Annotated in this window: 19 protein-coding genes and 2 pseudogenes; 6 read left to right on the top strand and 15 right to left on the bottom strand. The window is 61.2% G+C overall.

The features are described from left to right. A pseudogene (locus tag HV742_RS13030) lies at positions 1-406 on the bottom strand (hypothetical protein); the annotation flags it as partial. Between the two features lie 180 nt (positions 407-586). Here HV742_RS13030 and HV742_RS13025 point away from each other — a divergent pair. Beyond that, positions 587-1,306, top strand: a complete 720-nt coding sequence (locus HV742_RS13025; RefSeq protein WP_175145493.1) for a hypothetical protein — start codon at positions 587-589, stop codon at positions 1,304-1,306. A gap of 227 nt (positions 1,307-1,533) precedes the next feature. Here HV742_RS13025 and HV742_RS13020 read toward each other — a convergent pair whose 3' ends face one another. Both HV742_RS13020 and HV742_RS13015 read right to left on the bottom strand, forming a co-directional pair. Next, positions 1,534-2,013, bottom strand: coding sequence for a hypothetical protein (locus tag HV742_RS13020; protein ID WP_175145492.1), 480 nt, complete (start codon positions 2,011-2,013; stop codon positions 1,534-1,536). Then, entirely contained in the window at positions 2,010-2,999 is a 990-nt protein-coding gene (locus tag HV742_RS13015; protein ID WP_175145490.1) for a helix-turn-helix domain-containing protein, read from the bottom strand. The genes HV742_RS13020 and HV742_RS13015 overlap by 4 nt, the downstream gene beginning before the upstream one ends. 70 nt (positions 3,000-3,069) lie before the next feature. Here HV742_RS13015 and HV742_RS13010 point away from each other — a divergent pair, with 70 nt between their 5' ends. From HV742_RS13010 to HV742_RS13005, 3 genes and pseudogenes are all read left to right on the top strand, one after another. Further along, positions 3,070-3,909, top strand: coding sequence for a site-specific integrase (locus HV742_RS13010; protein WP_254601103.1), 840 nt, complete (start codon positions 3,070-3,072; stop codon positions 3,907-3,909). After that, positions 3,906-4,241: a site-specific integrase gene (locus HV742_RS32280; protein ID WP_254601101.1), complete on the top strand. Its 336-nt coding sequence runs from the start codon at positions 3,906-3,908 to the stop codon at positions 4,239-4,241. The genes HV742_RS13010 and HV742_RS32280 overlap by 4 nt, the downstream gene beginning before the upstream one ends. Before the next feature lie 276 nt (positions 4,242-4,517). Then, a pseudogene (locus HV742_RS13005) lies at positions 4,518-5,696 on the top strand (tyrosine-type recombinase/integrase); the annotation flags it as partial. 120 nt (positions 5,697-5,816) lie between these two features. On the opposite strand, the gene HV742_RS32525 reads toward HV742_RS13005, so the two are convergent. From HV742_RS32525 to HV742_RS12990, 4 genes are read right to left on the bottom strand one after another with little or no spacing between them, the layout of a single operon-like run. Then, positions 5,817-6,461 (bottom strand): PD-(D/E)XK nuclease family protein, encoded by a 645-nt coding sequence (locus HV742_RS32525; RefSeq protein WP_367647936.1) that lies wholly within the window; start codon positions 6,459-6,461, stop codon positions 5,817-5,819. Then, positions 6,359-6,832 (bottom strand): CFI-box-CTERM domain-containing protein, encoded by a 474-nt coding sequence (locus HV742_RS13000; protein ID WP_175145486.1) that lies wholly within the window; start codon positions 6,830-6,832, stop codon positions 6,359-6,361. The genes HV742_RS32525 and HV742_RS13000 overlap by 103 nt, the downstream gene beginning before the upstream one ends. Before the next feature lie 7 nt (positions 6,833-6,839). Then, a complete protein-coding gene (locus HV742_RS12995) occupies positions 6,840-7,118 on the bottom strand; it encodes a hypothetical protein (RefSeq protein WP_175145484.1) in 279 nt (92 codons plus the stop codon). Further along, on the bottom strand, positions 7,115-8,158 hold the full coding sequence (locus tag HV742_RS12990) for a PRTRC system protein D (protein ID WP_175145482.1): 1,044 nt from the start codon (positions 8,156-8,158) through the stop codon (positions 7,115-7,117). Before HV742_RS12990 ends, HV742_RS12995 begins: the two co-directional genes overlap by 4 nt. A gap of 1,198 nt (positions 8,159-9,356) precedes the next feature. On the opposite strand from HV742_RS12990, the gene HV742_RS12985 reads away from it, so the two are divergent. Further along, on the top strand, positions 9,357-10,559 hold the full coding sequence (locus tag HV742_RS12985) for a phage integrase N-terminal domain-containing protein (protein WP_175145479.1): 1,203 nt from the start codon (positions 9,357-9,359) through the stop codon (positions 10,557-10,559). Positions 10,560-10,836: 277 nt separating this feature from the next. Here HV742_RS12985 and HV742_RS12980 read toward each other — a convergent pair whose 3' ends face one another. From HV742_RS12980 to HV742_RS12945, 8 genes are all read right to left on the bottom strand, one after another. Continuing rightward, entirely contained in the window at positions 10,837-12,288 is a 1,452-nt protein-coding gene (locus HV742_RS12980; RefSeq protein WP_175145525.1) for an argonaute/piwi family protein, read from the bottom strand. After that, complete coding sequence (locus HV742_RS12975) at positions 12,288-14,030, bottom strand: SIR2 family protein (RefSeq protein ID WP_175145477.1); 1,743 nt, start codon at positions 14,028-14,030, stop codon at positions 12,288-12,290. Before HV742_RS12975 ends, HV742_RS12980 begins: the two co-directional genes overlap by 1 nt. 261 nt (positions 14,031-14,291) lie before the next feature. Then, positions 14,292-17,801, bottom strand: coding sequence for a DEAD/DEAH box helicase (locus tag HV742_RS12970; protein WP_175145475.1), 3,510 nt, complete (start codon positions 17,799-17,801; stop codon positions 14,292-14,294). Positions 17,802-17,917: 116 nt separating this feature from the next. Beyond that, positions 17,918-18,562: a Hachiman antiphage defense system protein HamA gene (locus tag HV742_RS12965; RefSeq protein ID WP_254601099.1), complete on the bottom strand. Its 645-nt coding sequence runs from the start codon at positions 18,560-18,562 to the stop codon at positions 17,918-17,920. Between the two features lie 460 nt (positions 18,563-19,022). Further along, entirely contained in the window at positions 19,023-19,883 is an 861-nt protein-coding gene (locus tag HV742_RS12960) for a hypothetical protein (protein WP_175145473.1), read from the bottom strand. A gap of 32 nt (positions 19,884-19,915) precedes the next feature. Beyond that, the gene (locus HV742_RS12955) at positions 19,916-20,440 is read right to left on the bottom strand and encodes an RES family NAD+ phosphorylase (protein WP_175145471.1); all 525 of its coding nucleotides are present in this window, start codon (positions 20,438-20,440) and stop codon (positions 19,916-19,918) included. Continuing rightward, positions 20,437-20,841, bottom strand: a complete 405-nt coding sequence (locus HV742_RS12950) for an MbcA/ParS/Xre antitoxin family protein (protein WP_175145469.1) — start codon at positions 20,839-20,841, stop codon at positions 20,437-20,439. Before HV742_RS12950 ends, HV742_RS12955 begins: the two co-directional genes overlap by 4 nt. A gap of 235 nt (positions 20,842-21,076) precedes the next feature. Beyond that, on the bottom strand, positions 21,077-23,074 hold the full coding sequence (locus HV742_RS12945; RefSeq protein WP_217482390.1) for a ParB/RepB/Spo0J family partition protein: 1,998 nt from the start codon (positions 23,072-23,074) through the stop codon (positions 21,077-21,079). A gap of 286 nt (positions 23,075-23,360) precedes the next feature. Between HV742_RS12945 and HV742_RS12940 the strand changes: the two genes are divergently transcribed. Next, positions 23,361-24,041, top strand: a complete 681-nt coding sequence (locus HV742_RS12940) for a GGDEF domain-containing protein (RefSeq protein WP_175145467.1) — start codon at positions 23,361-23,363, stop codon at positions 24,039-24,041. Positions 24,042-24,115: the final 74 nt, after the last annotated feature.

The raw sequence follows: 24,115 nt of genomic DNA, 5'->3' as shown, positions 1-24,115 counted from the left end.
CCGACAGGTCACGAATACGCGGTCGACCTCGTAGTATCCGGCAAACAAGCATATCGGTCACCAAGCGCTCCCGCCCCTTGGCCGAGGGGTTAAGCCACTCGGAAACGGCGCAGGCGCTCTCGGCACCTTCCAGGCCCGTCCCATACTGCGTCCGCAAGATGTGGAAGCCCACGCTCTCGCCCAGCGTCCGCTCCATCAGCTTGACGATGAACACGGCCTGCGCATGCCACTCATGCGGCGTCAGCCCTGATAGGGCCTTGCGTTCATACTCCACGTCGAACCGCTCGCGCAGGGCCTCGCAGACCAACTGCGTCGGATTCTTCGGCTCGATGGGCAGGGCCAGCATCAGGTAGGCCACGGCAATCGCGTGCTCGGGGCACGAAAACGTTCCGGCTTCACGCGGCATTCTTTACTCCTTTCAAATTCTCCAACTCACAGCCTGGCTGTATCGGCCCGGTATAGAGCTGGCGCCCCGGCATGCGCATACCGAGCGGGAACACACCGACGCCGACCAGGCGGTCCATGTTCAGGCGCTCACCAATTCGGTTACATTCCCTGCGCACAGGGATAACTGGGAGAACCCAGAATGAGAGAGCAAAACTCGTGGTGGCGGCGCATGGGAGCCCGCTACATTTCGTGGAGCCCTTGGCTTGCAGGCATCTTTGCGGCCGCTTTTGCGGGTTTTTTGGCGGCGCGCATATCCGACGGCGTGAAGCAGTTCTTGAAGGATCCAGCGACGATCGGATGGATAAGCGCCGCGGCGACTTTCTCGGCTGCGGTTGTGGCATTGCGCATTGCGAACCACGCCGACCAAACTAATCGCGCTCGAGAGGCGCAACGTGGGCAGTTGGTTGCTGCGGTCACACGCTCGAAGATCCCTGTCATTGGCGACTTGTTGGCGAAGGCCGAATCCGCGCTGAGCGACTCGAACCTTATGGCCGTGGATAGGGTGAAAGCGGCTGTGCCCATGCTCCAAAAGTCGATCGATGTCGTTCTGGCTGTGGATCATGCGAAGATCTATGCGTATAACCCCCACCTCGCAGCCGAGCTGGTCAATATCGCAGACATGCTCAGCATCTGCGTGTATTCGGCAACGAAAGAAGATGCCGATCTCCAGGGACTGCAGGAAATATTGCGAAACGCCGTGATCGGCCTTCGTGCACGCAATCGCCGAATCGATGCACTGACCCAATCTGCGAGAGGCGAAGCGATCGACCCCTGGCTTGAACAATTGAATCAAGACGGGTCTGTTGCAGGTCCCGTAGAACCCAGCGGCGAGCGTCCTTCCCCAGGACGAAAGGCCTGATTGCCTCACTCGGTTTTGCGCACATACCGTCAGGATCCCAGTCATGCTTTGCACTCCTGCGCCACGGCCCAGTGCAGGATTGCCGGGGCTTCGTTGTCGGACTAGGCGCAGAAGCCGCGAGCGCGCGCTCGGGCCTCCATCGCAGCCACGGGCTTTGCATTGCATCGCCATCCAGGCCAGCGTGTCGCCCATTGGGTCGTAGGCGCCCATGAGGTTCTGTGAAGTCTTCATGCCAGGTCACTCACCAGATCCACGGCCCTGAACCAACTGCCAAGTCCGGCACCGGCCGATGCTCCCGCCGTGTCTCCGCGCGGCTGCGGTGACGCGCATTCGTCGCCAAGCACCCGCAGCATCAACGCCCCCAGCGCCTGCGCGGTCACGTTCCCGCTCGCCGCTTCCGCGAAGTCCTCGCGGTTGTGCCGACGCAGCCAAGGAATCACGCTGTCAGGCACAGGCTGGCCAGGCAGCGCCGCCTTCAGGCGCCCAGCCAGGATGAACAGGCTTCGGCGGTTGTGCATGCGAGCCGTGATGCCCGCCTGCTCCGCGTAGGCCGTGCCGTGGTGCAGGTGGCAGTACCAGTCGGACACACCGGTCGTGGTGTCGGCGATAGACCCGGGCAGCATGCAGCCCCTGACGCAGCACATGCCGTAGCCCTGGACCGGATGCTGATGGCGGGTCACCGCCGCGGATGCTTCGGCGTAGCTCATGCGTCTCGCTCCTGCTCGTCACGCCGGCGACGCAGCTCGGCGAAGATCCGATCACGGTAGCTGGCGTAGGTCTCGCCGCCCCGGGCGAACATGCCCAGTTCGCGGCCAACGCGGTCCGTCGCCGCATCGGACTTCCACCAGTCACCCCAGTCCTGGCCCGTCTCGGCACGAGGCCCCGCTGCGTTCAGCACGACGGGAGCGCGAGCTGTTCGCACACGGTTTCGCCATGTCGCCAGCCAGTCGAGCTTGCAGCCCTTCGCGCCTGGCACGGCGGTCCAGTAGTCCCGGAATTCGTCGGCCAGCACGCGCACCTGCTCGGCGGACAGGTCGGGCCGCAGGTCAAGCGCCGCCTTGCCCCAGGACATCGGCAGAACCCAGTCGGCAGGCAGGCGAGATCCACGCTTCGTGGTGCTGACAGTGTTACGGCTTTTGGAGGTATTACCTACGAAGATAGGTATTACCTCTTTCTTATGTTTTATTTCTGTAGGGAAAACTGGTACTGCTTCGGGTTTACCCAGGTGTCCCAAATTTGGTACTGCTTCGGGGTAAGCGGTACCAGTTTTGGGACTGCTTCCCTCAAAATCATCGGAAGGTGTCCCACTTTCGGTACCGCTTAGCTGTCCCAAATCTGGTACTGCTTGGGCTTCGGAAGCTGTCCCGTTTTCGGTACCGCTTTGCTGATCCGAAGCTGTACCAGAATTGGTACTGCTTGCAGGTTCGCACAGCCGGAACACGACCACCGACTTAGTAGCCCCTGCCCGCTCGCCGCTATCGACCAGGAAACCTGCGTCGATCAGCCGGCGCAGATTGGCAAGCACCGTCTTGCGGTCTTGCCCAGTCTGCTGCGCGATCAGGGTGGTGGATGCAAATGCGCTCCATGGCGCTTGCTTGCCGTGCGCATAATGCGCCAGCACCACCAGGATGAATTTGGCGGGAGAATGGCAAACAGGCTGGGCCAAGGCCCAAGCGACAGCTTGAGCGCTCATCAGCGTCCCCCAGGGGCCACAACCCTAGCCCTCGCAGCGAGCGCCGCCATAGCAATGGAGCATCAAGCTTATGGGGCAAAAAACAATCACCGGCCTCACGCTCAAAGACGGCCTCTGGCACATCGACAAAGTCGTCCGCGGGGTTGGCCGAATTCGAGGCAGCACTGGCACAAGCACGCGCGCAGACGCGGAGCAATTCCTCCTCTCGCGCGTCGCCGAAGCCCAGGCGGCCCAAGCCGCGAAACGCCACGGCCGCCGCACCTTCCGTGAAGCCGCGACCCGCTATTTGAAGGAATATGCGCAGCAGCCATCAATTTGGCATACCGGCATCTATCTCAAACAGCTCGACCCGTACATCGGCGAGCTGTACCTGGATGAAGTGGACGACGAAGCCCTGCAGCCCTATATCGAGGACCGGCTGGAATTGGGCCGAGCACCGCGGACGATCAATATCGCGTTGCAGCGCGTCGTGAGGGTGCTGAACGTCTGCGCCAGGAAATGGCGCGACGAAGACCGCAGGCCTTGGCTATCAGTTGTACCCATGATCGAAATGCTCAGTGAAAAATCGCGCCGGCAGCCCTACCCCTTGTCGTGGGAGGAACAGGCAACGCTTTTCAAAGAGCTACCCGACCACCTTCAGGCCATGGCCTTATACAAGGTGAATACCGGGTGCCGCGAGCAGGAGGTCTGCAAACTGCAATGGGAGTGGGAAATCAAGGTGCCTGAGCTGGAAACCAGCGTCTTTCTGATCCCCGCTGACTTTGGCGGGCGGTTCGAAGATTCAGGCATCAAGAACGGCGAGGCGCGCCTGGTGGTGCCGAACGACGTGGCCAGGTCGATCATTCGCAAACAGCGCGGCCTGATCCCGAATGGGTGTTTCCCTACGAGGGCCGCGCGCTGCACAGGATGAACGACACGGCCTGGCGCAGTGCACGCAAGCGCGCCGCGGAAAACTGGAAGACGTCGCACGGCGTGCCAGCGCATCCGGGCTTTGGACGTGTCCGCGTGCATGACACTTTCGGTCGTCGATTGCGCGCCGCTGACGTGCCGGAGGAGGATCGCAAGGCACTGCTGGGCCACACCGATGGAAGTATCACTTCGCACTACTCGGCGGCCGAGCTGACCAAGCTGATCGAGTATGCAAATCGCATCGCAGCAACCGACACGCGCAGTCCGGCGTTGACGGTGCTCAAGCGAGGGGCGGCTTTAATCGGGAAGTCCCCGCAAAAGTCCCCAGAATGAGAAAGGGGGTTAGTGATTACTATCACTAACCCCCTAGGGTATTGCTGGTCGGGACGGCGGGATTCGAACTCGCGACCCCTTGCACCCCATAAACGTGAAGCGACGTATCAGCCGGTCTCATCGCGCCCCACCCAAGCTAAACACCACATTGTTTACAAACAATTATTTAGTTTGAACAACTTCATGACGTGTCATAGTATATCATTAAAGCGCACGCTAAGTGTTCCCCCAATCGTTCCCCCGATTTTACTCGTTTGACATCATCGAGGTGGTCCAATGGCTCTGCACGAACTCAGCGACAAGGAAGTCCGGAACTCCAAGCCCATGGAGCGAGAGTACCTGCTAGCGGACGGTGGCGGGCTCTTCCTGCGAGTGCGCCCAACGGGTGCAAAGGACTGGCTGCTCGTCTATACATTTGCCGGGAACCGCAGAAAACTGGGGCTGGGTAGCCTGGAGTCGGTACCGCTGGCTGCGGCGCGCAGTGAAGCCGCCAAGGCGCGGGAGTCAATCAAACAGCAAATCGACCCCCAGGTGCAACGCAAGCTACGGCAAGCCGAACAGGAAGCACAGCGCAAGATACTGGAGGCTGCCCAGGCACGCCAAACGGTCAAGGATCTTTTCGAGCGATGGGCCGAGGTGGACCTGGTGCGCCGCAAGGATGGTGGGAAGGAAATCCGCCGCATGTTCGAAAAGGATGTCCTCCCAAAGCTTGGCTCCCTCGCCGCGCAAGACGTCAAGAAGGGGAACATCACATCGGTGACTGACCCGCTCCTCGCCCGCGGCGTCAATCGGATGGCAAAGGTCGTCTTCTCGCTGATGCGGCAAATGTTCAGATTTGCCGTCGATCGCGACATCATTGAGGCGGACCCCACGGCCAGCATTCGCAAAGTCAAGATCGGCGGACCGGATGGCGAGCGCGATCGAGTACTGAGCGAAGCGGAAATTGGAGCACTTTGCCAACAGCTACCGAGCGCGGGACTGATGCCGACAACTAAGGCTGCCGTCTGGATTGCCCTCTCGACCCTTTGTCGGATAGGAGAGTTGCTGGGCGCGCGGTGGTCCGACGTCGATCTCGACAACCACCTATGGCGAATCTCTGACACCAAGAACGGCAAGCCACACAACGTCTATCTGTCTGATTTTGCCGTGAAGCAGTTCCGCAAGGTAAAGGAGCTCAACGGCGAAGGGACGTGGGTCTATCCTAGCCGCAATGGCAAGAAAGCAGTCTCCAGCAAGACAATCACCAAGCAACTTGGCGACCGGCAACGGCCCAGCGGGTCGATGAAGCGGCGTAGCAAATTAATTGCGACACTGACGTTGCCAGGTGGCAAATGGGGGCCACATGACTTACGAAGGACCGGTGCCACCATGATGACTCGCTTGGGCGTATTGCCCGAGGTCGCTGACCGATGCTTGAATCATGTCGAGGAAAATAGAACGAAGAGAATCTATCAGCGGCACACCTACGAAGCAGAGATGCAAGAGGCTTGGCGGTTGCTGGGCAACCGTTTGACGTATCTTACGAAGGATTTTCCTGACAACGCTGCTGCCAATTCGACTAACGAGAACCGCCGATCAATGCGAAAACCCGCTGCAGCGTCCCCGAAACGAACAGGTATCGCACGTTCGCAGGGACAAGGGCCGTCGAGGCAAGAGGCGCCCGGCGAGAAGATCATCCCGGCGCCTGATCAAGGCAATAACTTGGTCGTCTGACATCAGTTCGACACAATGTGCGGTCGGCAAACTCCGCCCAGCCTGAGTCTTCACCATTACATATGCGTGGGATGCCACGGCCTGCCCCGTCTGCCCCATCACCGCCATCCGCTGGGCGGACAACTGGATCACATCCGACAGGCACGGCTGGTTGCTCGAGCGAGTCTTGAACTCCACCAACACGAGCAGACCGGAGGGCAGGCGGTATGCCCGGTCAAGTTTCGCCACCAGTCCGACGGGCGTGGAAATCCGGAACAGCTTTTCCAAGTAGACCAATTCGGCGTCCCGCAGCGCTGCCGGTCGCGAGGCCTGCTCAGCCCGTACGGCATGCGTCTCAAGTGATCGCCACCGCGCCACGGCCAGCAAGAAGCCCACGACGGCAACGGCGCAACCGACGCCCCACGCTAGCGCCGACACTTGCCGCCTCCACGCAAACCTGACCACCAGCGAAGTCCGGTCGCGATCGCCCCCAAGACCATGCGCATAGGAACCTGCAACGAGGGCCATCGGCGCAGGACGACGCAGATACCGGGTGCACCCCGATAGTAGAGGCGGATCACCCGGCGTCCCCAAGCGCTGGGTCGCAGCGCCTCGTCCCTGAACCGGCGCAGCACCTCCCTCTGCCAGGCCTCGCCGAACACGCAGGTGGCGATGAAGCAACGCCCCTTTCGGGCGGCCTGCGCGGATGCCGCCAAACCTTCCCTATAGAAGTGCTCATGCTCGACCAGCCCGCGTGCCCGGGCTTGTTGCTGCCAAACCGTACGCCGGCTTCCATGGAGATGCTCGAACACCACCAATCTCTCGCAGCGGCCCATCTGCGCCAGGTCCGAGGCGCTGACCATCCGGCCGCTCACCGGCCGGCGCGATCGCTTGTCCATGGCCGGCTCACGCGTCGATCGCCGGCGCGAAGAGGTCGTTGGTAATGGCGCCATTGCCCTCCTGCGCGCTACTTGCGGAAGGCAGATGAGGCAAGCCGCGCCCTATCCCGGCGAAGACACCGCTCTGCGCCAGCAAGCCATCGTAGGCCAGCAACCGCAGGCGATTGATTCGTTTAACGCCCTTCTGAAACTGGATCAGATCGTCGTACAGACGGGGATGGTCGGCACGCGCCAAGACGAAGACCAGGCGAATGGGCGCGGCGTCCTTCACGGTATCGCTGCTCATTCGAGTTCTCCCGATGCCCCCTGAACTTGCTCCTTACCGGTGGCGGTCATCTTGCTGCTCGCGTAGTTCTGCCCGGCCAGCTGAAAGCCCCGCACATTGGCGAACATTGGTTCCTTCACCTCATGGATGCGGTGCTTCGGGAACGCTGCCTTGACCGCCTTGCGGAACAGGAACGCCCCACCACCGACCAGGATGATGTTCTGCAGGCTGTGCGGTGCCTCGATCCACTCCTTCATCGTCGACACAGCCTGCTCGGCGACGGTCTCGGCCAGGGGCAGCAGCCGCTTCATGTCGTACGGCTTCTGGAAAATCATCGGCTGCTTGCCCGTGCGCAGCGCCAGGTCGATGGCGTCGTAGTCCCGGTACGGCGAGCCGATATCCTTGGTGATCTCGGCCGCCAGCAGGCGCAGTACATCCGACATGCCGCGGTTGAAGGAGTAGCTCTGCTTCTGCACGAGGCGCATGCCCCGGGCCACCAGCCAGTCGAAGGTACGCGAGCCGGGGTCGATGATCAGGCTCTGCTCATTGCCAATGATCGTCATCTTCTGGTGCTCGGAGGCGAAGTGCGCCAGCGCCCCTTGCGGCTGAGCGACGGCCATGGCCTTGCCGACCGTCACGACCTTACTGCCCCCGATGTCGTGCCGGCCGGTCATAGCTTTCTCCAGCGCCGCTTTCTTGACCGCAAAGAGCGCCACCGGCAGCCCCACCACGAGGAGGTCGATGTGGCTCACCTTCATCATGGAGAGCGCCCCCCTGAGCAACGCCATGTACTCCGGCGTCTCGGTGTATTCATCATGCAGTTGTTTGGCGCGGAAGGTGTCGGCGGCAAGGCTCACGTCCGGCCCGACCTCGTAGAACAGCGGGCCGATGGGGATGCACACCGTTTTCTTGCGCTCGCTCGCCGGCCACGACGGCGAGTCGTCGCTTGACGGATAGGCGACGGACGGGAAACTAGCGCAGCGGATATCGGTACCGGCTGCGGCCGTGACGAATTTGGTGTTGCCGGATCCGACATCCACCGCTCTGACGATCAATTCCATGACAAGGCTCCGAGGCAGGGTTGAGGTCAATCAGCATCGACAGGGCGACCTGATCCCGCCACACGAAATCCCCACTCAAAGAGGCCGATTTCGGCATCGGGCCCGGCCCGCTGTCAGCGAACCGGCGATGCACGGACATTTCGCTGACACCTGAAAGCCTCATCCCCTGGGCGGGGTGCGTGTGTGTCACTACGCTCTCATTCAAATAGCGGGCATCAACCCCATGCGCGGCAGTTGCCGCCGGAGCGGTCCGCGCGCGAGCATCGCCCTGAGTTGCCCCGCTCAGGACCAGAGGCAGAGATTTCCCCCGTCAAGCCCGCCCGCTGCCTCGTTGCCCGCCGCTTTGCGACAATAAATGCGCCTTACGGCAATCTCCCGGGCGCGCAAGTGCCACCCGCAATCCTCCGCAAATCGCCGCGCTTTCGCGCCGCCCGCTTGACCGCCCTACCCGCTTGGCGTCAACTACGGTTTCCCGAGGGCCATCCTGGCCCCGCTCCATCGCGGAGCAAAAGGCGTCGCAGTCGTTACCTGCCCTTGAAGCGCTGGTCTCGAACCGGCAATGCCGTCGCCCTTGAGGCGGCGGTCCCGCGGTCTTTCTCGTAGTGCATGTCCTTGGCTTGGCCAGCGTTCATCGCTGGGCGTTCCCTGAAGCGCACCACGGCCAACAGAGCACCCGGTCGGCACCCGATGCCCTCCTCTGTTCCCGCCATCCCTTGAGCACGCGTTTTACGCAGCGCGCGGTTGTGTTTGCCCCTTTGGGCTCCCCGCGCGTCTTCGCTCACACCCTCGACACCGCCCTGGACTTTCGGTCAGGGGCGGACCCATGCGAGTGGATGGCGCTACGACTCCAGAACCGATCCACCAGATGGCGCGAGGCCAGACCTCGCCGCCGATGCCCAAGCCACGCCCCTGAGGCCGGCCGGCATCACCACCCCCATGGCTGCAGAAATGCACGGATGGGCCGGATCAACCCGTTTCGTTTTTAAGACCGACCGAGTTGGCGAGCGCAGACGCGCTGGCCGACGAACCCCTGGGTAGGTGCCGCGACGCCGTGGTCGCGCGCGGTGCCGAAGTTCTTGACCACTGACCGGCGCGGGCAACGGAATCCGTCCCGCCGGGGGCTGCCCTGGATTCCACTTTCATCGCCAACATCGGCTTGCCGTTCGGGCGGCGGGCCTCCGACCAAGGAGCTATGACCATGTCGAACGCAATCCCCAGCAACACCGTTCACCGCACCTCTCGCCGCCGGCTGCAGGAACCTGCCAGCCCCGGTCGCTCGAGCCAGCAGCAGCCCGTTCGCCCCCAGGGTTGGGCGGGTAAGACCCCCCAGGAAATCCTCGCCCGCTACCAGCCGGGCAAGGCGCCGCCGCTCAAGGTGCTGGAGGTCTTGATCAAACTCTTCAACACCCAGCACACGGCGCTGGAGAAAACCGTCTCGCATAAGACGCGGCAGGAACGCGCGCAGTTTCTGCGGCGCTTCTTTCGCGACTTGAAGCAGAAGGCGGGCTTCAAGACGGTGCCGGACCCGCGCAACCTTGGGCAGAAGCACATCCACGCGATGGTGCAGGTCTGGCAGCAGGAACATCTGGCACCGGCGACGATCCAGACCTACCTGAGCTTCCTGCGGGGGCTGGCGATGTGGATGGGCAAGCACGGCTTCGTGCGCAAGCCGGGCCACTACGGCCTGAGTCTGGAGGAGTACCAGCGCCACGAGTCTGCCCAGCGCGACAAGAGCTGGACCGCCCAAGGGATCGATGCGGAGGCGGTAATCGCTGAAGTATGCAAGTTCGACCTCCGTGTCGGCGCGTCGCTGCGGCTGATGTCGGCCCTGGGGCTGCGGCGCAAGGAGTCGGTGCAGTTCCGGCCATTCCAGCATGTCATGCCGTTCAGCGAGACCGGGCTGCCAGAGAACCAGCAGCAGGCGGATCGGTATGCATGGGTCAAGGGCAAGGGCGGCCGGGTGCGCTGGATTGCCCTGGACAGCCCGGCCCACTTGGCGGCGCTGGAGTTTGCCCAAGGCGTGGTCGACAGTCGCGACGCCCACATGGGCGATCCGCGTCGGGACCTGAAGCGAAACCTGCGGCGGCTGGACTACGTCCTGGAGAAATTCGGCATCACCCTGCGCAAGCGGGGCGCGACAGGTCACGGCCTGCGCCACGAGGTGTTGAATGATGCCTATGAAGATGTCGCTGGCGTGCCGTCGCCGGTCCGAGGGGGCGGGCCGGTATCACCGGAACTGGATCGGGCGGCGCGGCTGGCGGTTTCGCAACTGGCGGGGCATGCGCGCGCAAGGGCCGCAGGTGCCTATTGTGGAAAGTTGGCTCGGCAAGTCGATTTACGAGTACAGCAGACTGATGTGCCCAAGGCACGTGGCGACGGAGCCACGCCCGAGGGCCATTGATGGTGAGCGTTCTGCTGTCACTCAAGAAAATCGGGGGGCCCTCGCCCCGATTTTCTTGCGGATGAATCAATGCGTCTGATACTGGCGTGCTATCGCCGCATCAATAACGTGGCTTGAAATTCGCAATGCCGAAGCGCGACAGCACCGCACAGCGCTCCAGCGACTGTTTTCAACTCCGTGACCAGCCCCAGATGCAAGCACCCTGCCCTCGCGCATCACGCTCTACCCGGTGCTCAGTCCGCTTCCGCGACCGCCTCTACCAGGTCAATGCCGCCCCTTACATGAAGAGCCGATAGGGGTAAGTCTTGCCCGGCAGGTCCGGCACATTGGCAATCGTTCTTGCAAGTTTCTGAGAGTAGCGAATGCTGACTGGAACAGGGTCATACAACGCGTCATTGTTCCAGTCCATCTTGGTCAGGGCCAGCGCTTCGTGAGCAATCACCTCGAGGGGGCCCCTACCAGCATGTCGAATGAGTTGGAGCGGTCTCGGGATGCTCTTCTTCCCCTGATAATAGTCGCCTGTATTCGACACGCCCGGGGCGTTGCCTGCCGCCCATAGCAATGCTGAAGTACCAGAGCGAATCACGACCGTTCCGCGAGGGACCGGATATCCCGAAGGTTTGCTTGGCGGGTTTTTTTTACCAGAGTCTATGAGCCACACGCCACGCCAGCTTGAGTTTGCTCCAACTTCGATGCACTCGACTTCGGGGATACCAGCAAGCGCATCGAAGGCACCGTCAATTTCATCCGCCTTGAACGCCGTCGTCTTATGGATGACAAGGCGCTTCGGTAGGTTGCCACCGTTTCGTCCCTGATAGAGTTCCAGGCTACGAGCAAGCACCGCCCGCATGTCATCTCGACTCAGGAAGGGATTTCTGCGCGCCTCAGCAAGGTCGGCGACAGGGTCCCGCGCCTCAAAGGCAACGAACTGCATGCCACCGCCATCCATGTCAAAGACTTGGGAACAGCAGGTTACATAATGTGCCTCGCGCTGATCACCGCGCAGTGCATAGGCCAGACCAATGTATGCAGTGTCGTCGTGCACACCCCGTACGCGTGCCAGCTTCCACGGAATGCCTCCTGCCTTGACGTACAGCGCTATAGCGAGACGCCAAGCCAACGATGCCTTGTAGTTAAAGGTGAATGCCCGGTCATTGATTACCTGGGTTGGGATGTTGTATTTGGCACCGAGAGCCTTCAGGGCGTCGTGCGCATCGAACCCCTTGGTACGCGTCGCTGGGGCCCAAGAGTCAGGGAAGTGCACTAGGACAACGTCGAACTCATTGCGAACAGACTCCAGCCGACGCAGTGCTGCGTCCATAGCCTCGAACAGGCGGGCCTCCGCCGAGCCCTGTCCGGGTAGCTGGCCAAGCGAGTCAGGCCAACGAATATGCGCAGTACTCGGCGCCGAGACCAGCTCGACCTTGAAAAGATGCTCGAAACCTGGGTACTTCGGAACGTACTCGGAACGGTCCGACGGATCATACGTTTCCCTAAGGGATGCCATCAGCGCGCCGCGCCGCTTGAAAGCGCTTTCAGGCCCAACGGTGGCCACCCTCACTTTGGAGGTGAAGCCGGCAAATGAGCCTTTAGAGAAAGGGCCGTATCTGACCAAGCCTCTCAATGGATGGACATCGACCTCATCCGGGTTTGCCGGCGAGAAGGCCAATAGCGGTTCCTCAAGCAGTGTGAACGGTGGAAGTTTGGAAGCCACTGCGGGATGTGCCATCACTTGGCCCTCTCAAAGTAATCGTGGTGATGAGACGGCCTGCTCCAACCAGTAACTTGAGAAATCGAGAAGACCGCATCGATCCCACTTCCGTCCTCCAGACCAAAGGCCCGTACCCTGCCCCCGTCGGTAGAAGTCAATAATGCTGCCCACGCATTGATGATGCCGGCCCATTGCTTGTTGAACTTCCTCGCCCAACGTTCGCGCCGCCAGTCACCAGCCGGGTCGCCTCCACGGCCGATAACCGGCCTCTCCAACTCGTATCTGTCTTCAGGTGCCAGCACCGGCAACACCTCTCGCGGGACATCCACGAAGGTAAACGGCTCGAACCCACACCACCAGCGGTCCTCGATTCGCTCAAGCTTCAAAAAGACCCCTTCTTGATACGGATACCCGAGCTTCGGCACTGCGCCGGTCAAGCTCGCATCGTAGGCAAATCGAAGCTGAGCAAGTTGGGTCTCCCGTTTGCGAGCCCATTCGGCTTCCTCTCCTTCGCGAGACCCAGCCACGACCAGCGAGTGTCCTGTTCGTTTGTAGCGCGGCAGCAATGGCCTGTGACGTGACAGCGCTTTGATCAAAGCGTCATACAGCAAACCCAACGCCCAACTGTCTCGAATCGGGTTCAGGTCGAAAGTGCCAGCGGGCTGTGCCCCAAGTGAGCCGAGCGCAGCAATGACCTCCGCATCTTTTCCAAACACCGCCAGCTCTCGACCGATGGCCGCGACCACAGCTCGACACTTCTGGTTCTTCAATAGTTGCCGAACCTCTGGGGAAGTAGCAGCCTTATTCAACGTCATCCGCCTCGCCACGCCGGGAAGCGCCTCGACCAGCAGTGCGGAGTATCGAAGTACAGGAAATGGCCTGGCCTCGGCCTCCGGGAGCTTTACGGGTTGAAGCCTTGCCGGCGCCCGTCTCTGCATGACGTGCTCGCTAAGGACGTCTGGTAGCCGAATTTGGTTCACGACGTCTGCAGCCAACTCGTCAAAGGTCTTGGCTTCAACGATGGCTACATCAACGCCGGCAAGCGTGGCGTGTTCCAGGAATTGCTGTACGGCAGGCAGAAGTTTCGAGGCTGACGACGTGACCCAATAGAGCCCACTCGGATACGGATTCGGATCCTTCAACACGGACTTAAGCGCCTCCATGACGGAAGCGTCTCGACCGCTGTAGCCCACGACAACCAGTCCGAAGCGCTTACTCGCCTCAACCAGGACATGGCGCATGCGTTCGTCCTGGCGCTCAAGTTCGCTTCCAGTGTTTTTGATCTCGATCGACTGGTAATCGCCATGGAGCTTTGCCACCAACGGCCAGTCCGACTCCTCTAGGCACCTAAGCGCTCTCTCCGCAGAGTCGAGCGCCGCGACTGTGGGCTTAACCCTTGACTCGGCAGGCAATAACGAGTTGGCGAGCGTCGCTGAATCCTCGACCAAAGGGTCGAAGTTGGTTGTGAATACACAGCTCAGTTGCCTATTCGACATCAAGGCTGCGAGCACCCGGTGACCAAAGCAGGGCGTACCTTTGCGGATGGCATCGTCTATGTACTGCCGTCGTTGCCTCTCGTTCGGATAGACCGCTTCGAACGCAGCCGAATACTCGTTGGGGTCGCCATCCGGCGGTAGTAGCGACGTTCGCCGAAAAAAATCGTCAATTCGCTCGATCCAGAGTTGGTCGCCAGAATCGACCTCACGATGCGAGTAACCGGTTTCTCGGCAAAAGATTCGTGTCTTAAAGTCGCGAATCATGGCGTAACCGGTTGGTATCCCTGAAGCCGCCGACGCTCCGGCGCCGAGAAACCAAGCGAACAGATGCGGACGAAGGGCAAATGCAGACGCAAGATCCGCGGCCGACATAATCTGTATTGGACTCGACACTGCACTACCTTCAGTTAGATTCAATCGTTATATTTCTTTAGCATCTTGCTTTACGGTATCAAAATCGGAACTATGCGTCTCTCGCGTTTCATATATCGTCTGCAACAAATAAGACGATTTCGCTCAGTAGTTTCAGGACGTCAACATGTCATCCGGCCCGATATACTCCAAATCGAACTTATCTTGCGATCCGTTTGAAGTAGCAATCATCACCCCCGTTGCCACAGGGTTTGGCATCCATCCGATCATCCCAACTTCCCTGTAATCGGCAGAGAAGACGCTTTGTTCCTTGCCCGGCCCTCCACCGATACGCAAGGCCACACCGGGTGGCATTGGCACGTCATGCCAAGTCACTTGGCTAGAGTAAGTAGTTGCCGTCCAAGCCTTCGCGGCGAGTGCTCCCGACGGGCCGGTGATGAACTCAATCCAAAGCTGATGCGATTCAGGTGTGGGCCAATCCGGCTTCACGGACAAGGCCCGTATCTCGTCAGATGAAAGCCAGGCCATCAGCCCCTTCATCGACTCAAAGTTTGCACGGGTCGAGGTAACAGCCTGAATTGCCGCGAGCCTCGAACCGAAACCAGCCTGAATCAAAGTCGCAGCAGCGATGGAAAGGGTCCCAGTCTCCAGCGCCACTACTGCATGGGCTTGGGAAAAATCAGACAGCTTCACCTCGTCCGAAAAGGGATTCTCATGTACTTCGGCGCGGACCCGAACTGCCTCCATCGCCCATGGCAGGTTGTAGACGAAAGCCTGCTCGATAAACTGGATGGCTTCATCGTTGTTCCCCGACAGAACATTGGTGACAGGCTGCCCCAGCAGCCAAAGTCTGAGCAGCGACTCCCAGTCATCAATCAGCGCCTGGGGGCTGAACGGGGGGATGAGAAAGGCAATCTGGGCAAACGCAGTGATGGCGTCGACAGCCGTATCCTGCTCCCCGGTGAGAACCGCTGCATTCGCCGTAAGCAGCAGTTGCTCCAATTCGGGCGCTCGCGCATCAAGCGCCATGCCGGTAGCAAGGCCTACTCCGGCCAAGAAGTAGCCGCGCCGTTGCTGAACGGTGCTGTTGCTCCAGATGTATTGGGCTCGGGCGTGCAAACCCGCCATCAGCAGCGTCCGCGAATCCTCGTTGTACCGAACAAGCCTTCGTTCGAACAGCGAGGACCCGAGAATCTCGTCGAGTTTGCTCCCCAGTTCCTCATCCGGCACGGGCATATCTCCGAGCAAGCTGAAGATCGCCGTATCCAGACTCATCAGGTGGGTCTCCCAGCGCTTGCGTGCTTCGACGGCATCCCGTTCCTGCTCGGCAACGACAACGGGGAACTCCCAAGCGGCTTGCCCTGCGATGTACTCGATGAACTGATCGCTGTCGACGTTCCCCAACTTATTCCGCATCCGCTGCAGAAGCGCAACGATCAATCGAAGTAGGCCGCTCTCCATCTCTCGGCCCTTCTGATTCGAAATCAATGCCTGCCAGTCTGCATTTCGCTTCCAGTGATCATCGAACATCGGATACAAAACGAGTCCTTCAATGTCGATGTAGGCTCGCCCTGCGCGTCCGACGACGTTGCGAAACTCGGCAATGTCGATCAAATCGCCGTTGCGTTTCACGCCATGAAAGACCAGAGAGGTCGCGCTAAGGTTGAGCCCCTGGGCCAAGGTCGGAGACGAAATCGTCACCTTGAGCACGCCATCGCGCAGCAGGCGTTCGACTTCTTTTCGATACGGTGTCGGCAGGGCACCGTGGTGTACCGCCACTCCCAGCTTCAGGCACTTCAGGATGTCATGGTCTGGCCCGAACCACTCGGCACCGACGGCTAGCGCGGTTGCCAACACCGATGGAGGGTGCTCCAGAACGGACTCTATGTGCCCGCGCTTGTGCATCTGGATGACCGTCGAAGCGAACGGCAGCACGGAGCGCCGTAACGGACAGAAGACGAGCACGGTCTGGCCATCGTCCACCAGACGCCATGCCGTCGCGATGCAGAGTTCCCTCTGGTCGGCAGGGAATGTCTTTGTAGCTCGCCCCTTAGTCGGTTTCTTGGCCACCAGGAATTTGAGGATGTACGGCTTCTCATCACCGACGCTGACGTTAAGTTGGGCATGCTGCCCTTTCCACTCCACCTCCCCGAAGCGCAACCGGGTCGGGCGCCAATCATTCTTGATCAGCCCATCGGTCTTGTCGTAGGTCAGCCAGGCTGCGAAATCCTCGAGTTGATCACCATCCGGGAGAATGGCGGACAGGCAGACGATGCGTCGCCCCGCGGCATCCGAACGACGCAGCAAGCGCTGGATCTGTGCCTCGTAACGGACCTCCCGTTCTCCCAAGCCAATCATGTGTCCTTCGTCGAGCACCACAAGGCCAACGTCATCGAGCAGTGTCGGATCGCTTCGAAGAGCGAAGTCGAGCTTCTCCGGTGTCGCAACGACGATGTCTCTGGAGCGAAGGGCATCCACATCGGCACCACTGGCACCGATGCTGCCGTACAGGCTCGACACGGTCTTGCCCAGCGGAGTAAAGGTACGGCGTAATCCAACCTCGGTCTGCGCGGAAAGCGCGCGCAACGGAGTCACGAAAACGACCCGTTTCTTCGTTGCAAGACACGCCAGAATGCACAGTTCGGCAATACGCGTCTTGCCCGCACTCGTAGGCAGGGACAGCACCAAGTTGGCGTCAAAGTCGAGCGCCCGTCGAGCCGCCAGGAATTGCGACGGCCACAAGTCGATCTCTGCCTTGCTCCTGCGATACAGCGAGCCTATGAAAAGTTTGCGAAGCTGTGCCCAGTCACCAATGTCGACTCCTGGCGGCCCCTCAAGAGGCAATATCTTATGGAAGCTGGCGTCCCACAGGCCGTCCAGCAAATGGATGGCCAACCTGTGGCACCACCATTGCGATACCAAATTGAGTTCGCCCGCAACGTCCAAACCATTCTTGAGACGCGCCCGTACCTGCGGCAGCAAGCCGTCCTCTCCGCGTTCCAGAGCAAGCAAGCTCATGGCTAGCGCTGCCATGAAGTTCTCTTCCAACGCCACGATCAGGACGTCGAGAACACGGTTTTCCGAATCCCCTTCCTCCCATGATTCCTCGCCGTCGGGCACCTCAGGAATGCGGGACAACCCAGCGATAAGCGCATCGTCATTCGCCTTGCCGGCCTTGAACCAGGTCTCGATGTCCCGAGAGAGGCCATTGAGGTCACGAAGCATAAGCTTGGCCAGTCCTCTCTCCACGGTGGACAGGTTTGCTTTGGTGAGTCCCTTGTGCAGCAGCGAGTAAGCTCGCGCCGAGAAGCGCCCCAGATGATAGGCAGCGGCAGCAACGAGACAATGAAAATCCCGCTCCGGGTCGGCCACGCCCTTTGCTGCTACGGCTTCAAGGGCCTCGGCAGCAACCGCGAAGGCCGAGCGCCCCCTATCGGCATCACCGCCCAGCTCGGTGTATCGCAATCCGTGAAGCAACAGTGAATACCCATAGGACAGAAGGTCATCCGACAGTTCCGAACCGTAGTTCGGCGCATCTTCGGGCAATACCCCATCACGCCAGATCATTCCGCGCGATTGTCCCCGTGCGAGCAGCTTGTATCGGAAACCCGGAGTGATGGCCGAGTCGATGTTTGCTTGCAGTTCTTCGAGTGTCGACGCCATTACGCGGTCACCGCCTCAAAAACCTCCTTGATGAAGGCCTGATGCGTTGTCACGCACAGCGCAACGTAGTGCTGCGGAATCGATCCTGCATAGGTTTGCAAGTTTGTCTTCAGGGGCTAGGAGGGGTCATTCCCGGAAAACGTGAACAGCATGTGCGAGACATGGGCAGGTTTGATGCCGTCCTTGAGCTGGGCCTTATCCAAAGCATCGCCAAGAGCAGTATCACCGGCTTCGTTCAATCGGTCCGCAACAAACGAAATCGCGTGGGGCGACGGCAATCCGCTGTTGGCCGAAAGCGCTTCCCTGGCTTTCCCGATGATGGTGCTCGACATGGTGGCCGCGCTCTTGACCTCGGCCTTGAGTATTTTCAGGGAGCCACTTTTGCCGCTCAGGCGAAACGCCAATACGTCTTCACCCCGCATCGACATGTTGCGGTGATCCTTCCAGCGAAGGCGCTTGATGCCCAGGTTGAAAGGCGTTGCCTCATGCACATAGGCAGTGCAGAGAATTTCGCCCAAGTCACCGGAGCGGATGGTGACTTTGGTCGGGAGTTTTTGTTCGACATAGTTCGCAGCCGCTTCCTTACCCAACTTCTTGAGCAATTGCGCGATACGGACTGGGGCCGCATAGTAGTCTGGAACTGCCTCGGCGAGCGTATCGACGACCTGCGCATGCTTTGCCGGATCGGCCGACAGCCGACACAACTTGTGCGTCGATACCGCCTCTTCGGTCTCATTGCACCATTCCATGAACTTGATCATGCATCCCCTCCCCAACCAGTACATAGGCATCACTCCGTATCGGAGTTTTATTCATTCGCATGCCATTGGAGACGCGCAACATAGGTGTTAATCGCGCACTTTCTCCACAGAGAGCCTACCGCAGGAAGTCAATATTAAGAAGCAATTGTGGATCAAATCTCATGCAGTTTGAGTGATCTCACCAGCGCCAGCACCTCGACGCCCTGCCGCTTCCTGTCGCTCGCTGACCGGGGCGTGCGCTTGGGCGGCGCGAATTACATTGCGTTCGACCGCTCCGACCTATCGTCCCCCAAGGGCGGCAAGGGGTTCAGTACCGATGACGACCTGCGGGACCGGCTCGTCACTGCGGGCATTCCCGCATGCGGAATTGTGGAAAGACCAAAGAAACCGAAACCGTTCAAGAACTGCGGACCGCGGGCGCAGCTTGGTCGTAAATCGTGGAAAATTTGGCGCGTCAAGGCTATGACCTGCAGCTGTGCCCATCCCGGGACGGCGAGCACCGTGCAAGGATGCGTTTCCAGCCGTTCCGGGCAGCGACCGCTTCGCGCAGGATGTCGAGGTATTCATTCACATCCAATCTGTCGTCCGCTGGCATCGGCCCCTGCGCGTATTCCGCGAGCAGTGTCTGCCGAGCCCGCAGCCCCGGGCCGAGGTCGTGAATGCGGCTGTAGGTCTCGCAGGCATAAGCGAAGGTTTCGCGCTTGGCGAACTCGATCTCCAGCAACCACTCACGCCGGTGGGTCTCGCGCAATCCGATCGTGCGACGCTTGCAGTTGTGAAAGATATGGGCTGCCTCATGGACCAGGAAATCGTCGAAGCGGCCCGGCGCGCCGAAGTATTCGGCCGACAGGTAACAGGTCGTTCCTTCGCTGAGGCCGAGAAGGTTGGGCGCGTCGTCAGCCAGGAGTTCCGCGCCGATGCCGGCGAGATAGAGATTCGCCAGATCCCAGGCGGTACTGAGCCATGTCGTCTGCTCGAGCACAGCGTCGATGGTCGCCGGCGTGAGAAAGACGACCGAGCGTCCGAGCACGTCAAGGACGGAGTCATGTTCGTGGCCCGGGAACAATCCCCGCACCATGGGGGCCACTTTGCCGCGGGTGAAGGCAAAGACATCAATATCGGGCAGGACTGCAGGGAGTTCGGTGTCCGCAGTTTGATGGCGTACCGCCGAGATCAGTGCTTGACGCAGCGCGACACTCCCGTACCGGGCCTGGGCAACGTAGTTATCCCCCGGCCATGGCCGGAAGTGTGCATCGTGCTCCCCGCTGCGAAGATAGCGTTCAATCGCTTGCTGAGGAGATTCCTGCATGGGTTTCTTCACTCTTTTCCGGCCTGCAGAGCAATGGCTGACGATTACCTTGCCCAGGAGTCCTGGTTTTGCGGCAAGGACCGGCCGGGATCGTAGACCTGGAGCGAATCAGTCGCCGTCAGCGCATCGACGAACAGGACCAGATTGGTGCCGCCCGCCCTCGCCTGCGACGGAAAGAGAATCCCTTTGCTCCCCGCCGCGATCACCGTGTCCCCGACGATCCAACTCGGCGGCTCGATACGCTGGTTGAACCACAACTCTCGCCAGTCGCAGTAGAAGTCCTCCCAGATCGGTGGCCACACCGAGGCATCGTAGCCGGCGGTGAAGTCCGCGACCGACTCGACCGTCAGTTGATAACTAGTCAGGGTTCCAGGCGGGAGCAGGCTCGACACCTGCTGGTATTCCCGCACCGCCGTTTCGGTATCGAGAGCCAGATAGAGCGCCTCGACTCCAGGCCGGTTGGCTCGCCCGCCGTGTTTGGCCGCCCCGGCGCCGCTCGTCGGCGCAACCGCCCACTTCGGCATATGCAGGCGATAGGCGGTGACGCCAGCCAGCCGGATCAGCTTCATCCCGCCGCGCCCGCTTCGAGGGACTCCACGTAGCGCAGCACATCCTCGGCCCGCCCTTCCGACACCAATTGCTCAGCCGTCTTGTAATTGAAGGACGGCAGGGGTTCGTTGCGATACCAGAAGATGGCTCGGCCGACATCGCCGGTCAGGTCGTCGGCGGCACGCAGCACGCGCAGGGCCTCGCGCATGAAGCGCTGCACGCTCTCCGAGGCGGGCGCCCGGCTCAAGGTGTTGCGGTGCACATGGGCCTGCCCGGCAAGCGTCTGGAGGTCGATGCTCAGCACGTCGCTGAATCGTTTCGGCGAGAGCACGGCCGGCCCGGCTTCCTGATCGCGCAGAAAATCCAGGAAGCCTTCGAAGCCGTGGTTCAAGGCAGGGGCATAGGCAGCGGTCATTGGCATGGCGTCTCTCCGGCAAGCAAGTTACAGCATTGCAACTCTTACGCACATTATATGCACTCTATTGGCACAAATCCAGGTAACGCAAGCTGGCTGGTCTTTGGACTGCCCCTCTACCCCCACCTCTCAAGCCTGGATTTCCTCCTTGCTGACCCCCACCGAGGCGGGCGAGTGCCGCGCAACGCGCCAGCGCCCAGTGTCTTCCCGCATCGGTTCAACGGTATGGCATTGCGGCGGCTTACTCGGCCAATGCCGGTTCCTTTTCTTCGCCTTGCAAGGATTCTGAGCACTCGCCTGCTGTCGGTAGAGCCTGAACTCGCAACACCGCCGGCAACCAGCCGGTTCCCGCCATCGTCTGTTCCGCCCCTGTCACTACGGCATCCTTTTTGAGCGCGGCCAGTGGGCTGGCGGCATTGGCATCGACGGCCTCGGTGACGACCTCGAGGACACGTGCCTTGGAGACGTGGTTGAAGTAGGAAGCCCCCGTGGCCGTCCACCATTGGCTCATGTCCAATCCCAAGGCCCGCGCCAACGCCTCGTTGCTTTGCCGCTCGGGTTCGGTGCCATAGATGCCGGCGACGGTGACCGCAACGACGAAGGTCAGCAGGTGCAGCACCACCGCCTGCTCCTGGGCGAACAGCCACGGGAAGATGTCCTCCAGGTTCTCCGGTAGCCGCTCGGCCCAGGCGGTGCGCTCGGCCTGAAGCTTTGCCCAAGCGGCACTGGCCTCCATGTCCTCGGCGGCGGAGCGCAGTTCGGATTGGCTGTCGGTCGCGCTGATGGCGAAGACGTTCTCCGAGCGGCAATAGTAGAGATCGTTGCCCCGGAAAATCTTCTGCGCCAGATGCGCGGTGATCGCGGCCAGCGCCACGTCGGGGCGGTCGAGCAATTCGGCCTGGACGACGGCGACCCGGTGGGCAGTGAGGCAACGCACCAGCTTCTCGGAATGCACCGGGCGGGTTTTGGGCGACGGCAGCGACACCAGTGGTTCGTCGGTGCCGTTTTCGGCGGCTTGGCGTGCGGCCTGGACCATGTCGCTGCGATCCTCGGGGCGGATCAAGCCGTACTTCACCGCAACGGCGCCGTTGTGGCCGACATGGACGACGCAACCGGCCTGGGCCATCAAGTCGGCCGGCCACACGCTGAGGGCCTCGTCGAGCGCCTTTCGTTGTTCCTCCAGGGCTTCGGCTTCGCCTTCGAGTTGAAAGAAGGCATCCTCGTCGCCGTCTTCGTCGGCCAGCTTTTCCATCTGCGCGTGCAGCGCCGCGATGCGACCATCCATGTCCTCCTGGGCGGCTGCTTCCTCGGCATCCGGTTGGCGCTTCGTCTTGCGCAGTTCGCCGTACTTGACGTACTCGTCGAAGGCATAACGGACTCGGACATCGACCCATTTCCAGCCTTCGGCCGCGATCTGCTTGGCTCGCTTTTGCAGCTTGTCGGTCGCCAACTTTTCCAGGAGGGCCGCATCGAGCAGGTAGACCTTCTTGTCGTCGTCGCTGAACAGGTCGCGCCGTAGCGCACCGCCGGCCTTCTCATAGGCCTTGAGGGTCACGTACTGGGCGACGGCATCGCGGTCGGACTCGATCTCGCCCTGGGTCAGCAGTTGGCGCAGGTAATCGGGCCGGCGGTTCCACGACGGCAGCGCGGCCCAGGTCTGCTCCTGCTTCTGGTGATCGTCCACCGAGGCCAGCACCATCAGGCAGTCCAAGCCGATCTGGCCTTCGCGAAAAAGGGTCATCAGCTTGGGCGAGACGGTGGCGAGCTTCATGCGGCGCTTGACCACCAACGGGGTGATGCCGAAGGCAGCGGCCACGTCCTCGACCGACTTGCCTTGCCCGATCAGCTTGGCGAAGGCCGCGAACTCGTCGGCGGGATGCATGGGGATGTGGAAGCAGTTCTCCGACAGGCTGGCGATCAACGCCCGGTCGGCCGGCACGATCAGCACGGGCACGGGGTAGTTGTCGGCGAGGTCGCCGTTGCCCACCAGCAGGGTCAGCGCTTCGAACCGGCGACCACCCGCGCAGACCTCGTAGCGGCCGCGTGCGCCCTGCACGACGACGAGGTTCTGCAATACGCCGCATTCCTTGATCGAGGCCGCGAGTTCGGCGATGCTCAACTTCGGAGTGCCACCGGCGCGCGCCTGATAGTCCTGCGAGAGGACCAGCTTGTTGAAGGGAACGAAGGTACGGGGCGACGCTTCGACGATGGCGTCGATTTCGGCTTTGGTGAATTTCATGCGGAGGCTCCTGAACGGTTGAAGGAGGCATGCCGATGGGCATGTCCATGAGTCCAGAATCTCACCCCAACCCAGTCCTTCAAGCCTCCGGGCGTCTCTGTCAGAAGCCAAGCGCGAACACGGACGGCAGAGCCAATATACGTCGAATGGCATTGTCCCCGATCCATCGGCTCGCCGGTGTCGCGCCTGATCTCGAAACGGTACCGCCAAAGCGGCCGTTGCTGCTGGGCGCCCCTGTCGCCGACCACTACGCTGGGGCCCTCTTCCTCTCCCCACACAGGCCTTCATGCATTCCAATTCCCAGCGGCGACATCGGCGCGCGGTCGTCATGCAGCGCATCGCGGGTCTGGAGCGGGCGCTGGAACAGGCGCAGCACCTCCTCCACCAGGACGATCTCACGCCGCTCCTGAACCGCCGCGGATTCCGGCGCGCCTGCGACCGGTGGGCCGGCAACGGCCCGATGGCCATGTCGGCCTGCTGCGCGATGATTGACCTGGATGGCTTCAAGGCCATCAACGACCGGCACGGCCATCCGGTCGGCGACGCCGCGCTGGTTCACTTCGCCGCCACGCTGCGCCGGCAGCTGCGTCCCGCCGACACCATCGCGCGGCTGGGTGGCGACGAGTTCGCCTTGATCCTGATGGATTGCAGCGGCGGCGATGCGTGCTTGCTGCTGGAACGCTTGCAGCAGGTACTCGCCGGATCACCCCTGTCAGTGCCGGGTGGCGCCGTGCCGTTGCGATTCTCTGCCGGGGTCGCCGAGCTTCATGCGGCTGAATCGCTGGGGCAGGTGATGGAGCGTGCCGATGCCGCCTTGCTCGATGCAAAGCAACTGGGCAAGGCGATGGTTCGCCTGAGCGTTCCACCGGCGCGGTCTGCGCGGGCGGCCACGGCGAGCGCGGGCGACCGACAGACCGCTTCAGCGTGCGTTCCCATCGCCATCGATGAACGGGAACGCGACGGGTAGTCGGATCCTCGGCCGCATGTCCCACCAGATGCCGGCATCGTTGGACACCACCCGATTGGACGCGCATCAAACCC

Origin of the sequence: Achromobacter ruhlandii, from assembly GCF_902859695.1 — a bacterium.
Lineage (GTDB): Bacteria > Pseudomonadota > Gammaproteobacteria > Burkholderiales > Burkholderiaceae_B > Achromobacter > Achromobacter ruhlandii.
The sequence above is the reverse complement of the archived record's forward strand: the minus strand, read 5'-3'. Positions and strand labels throughout refer to the sequence as shown.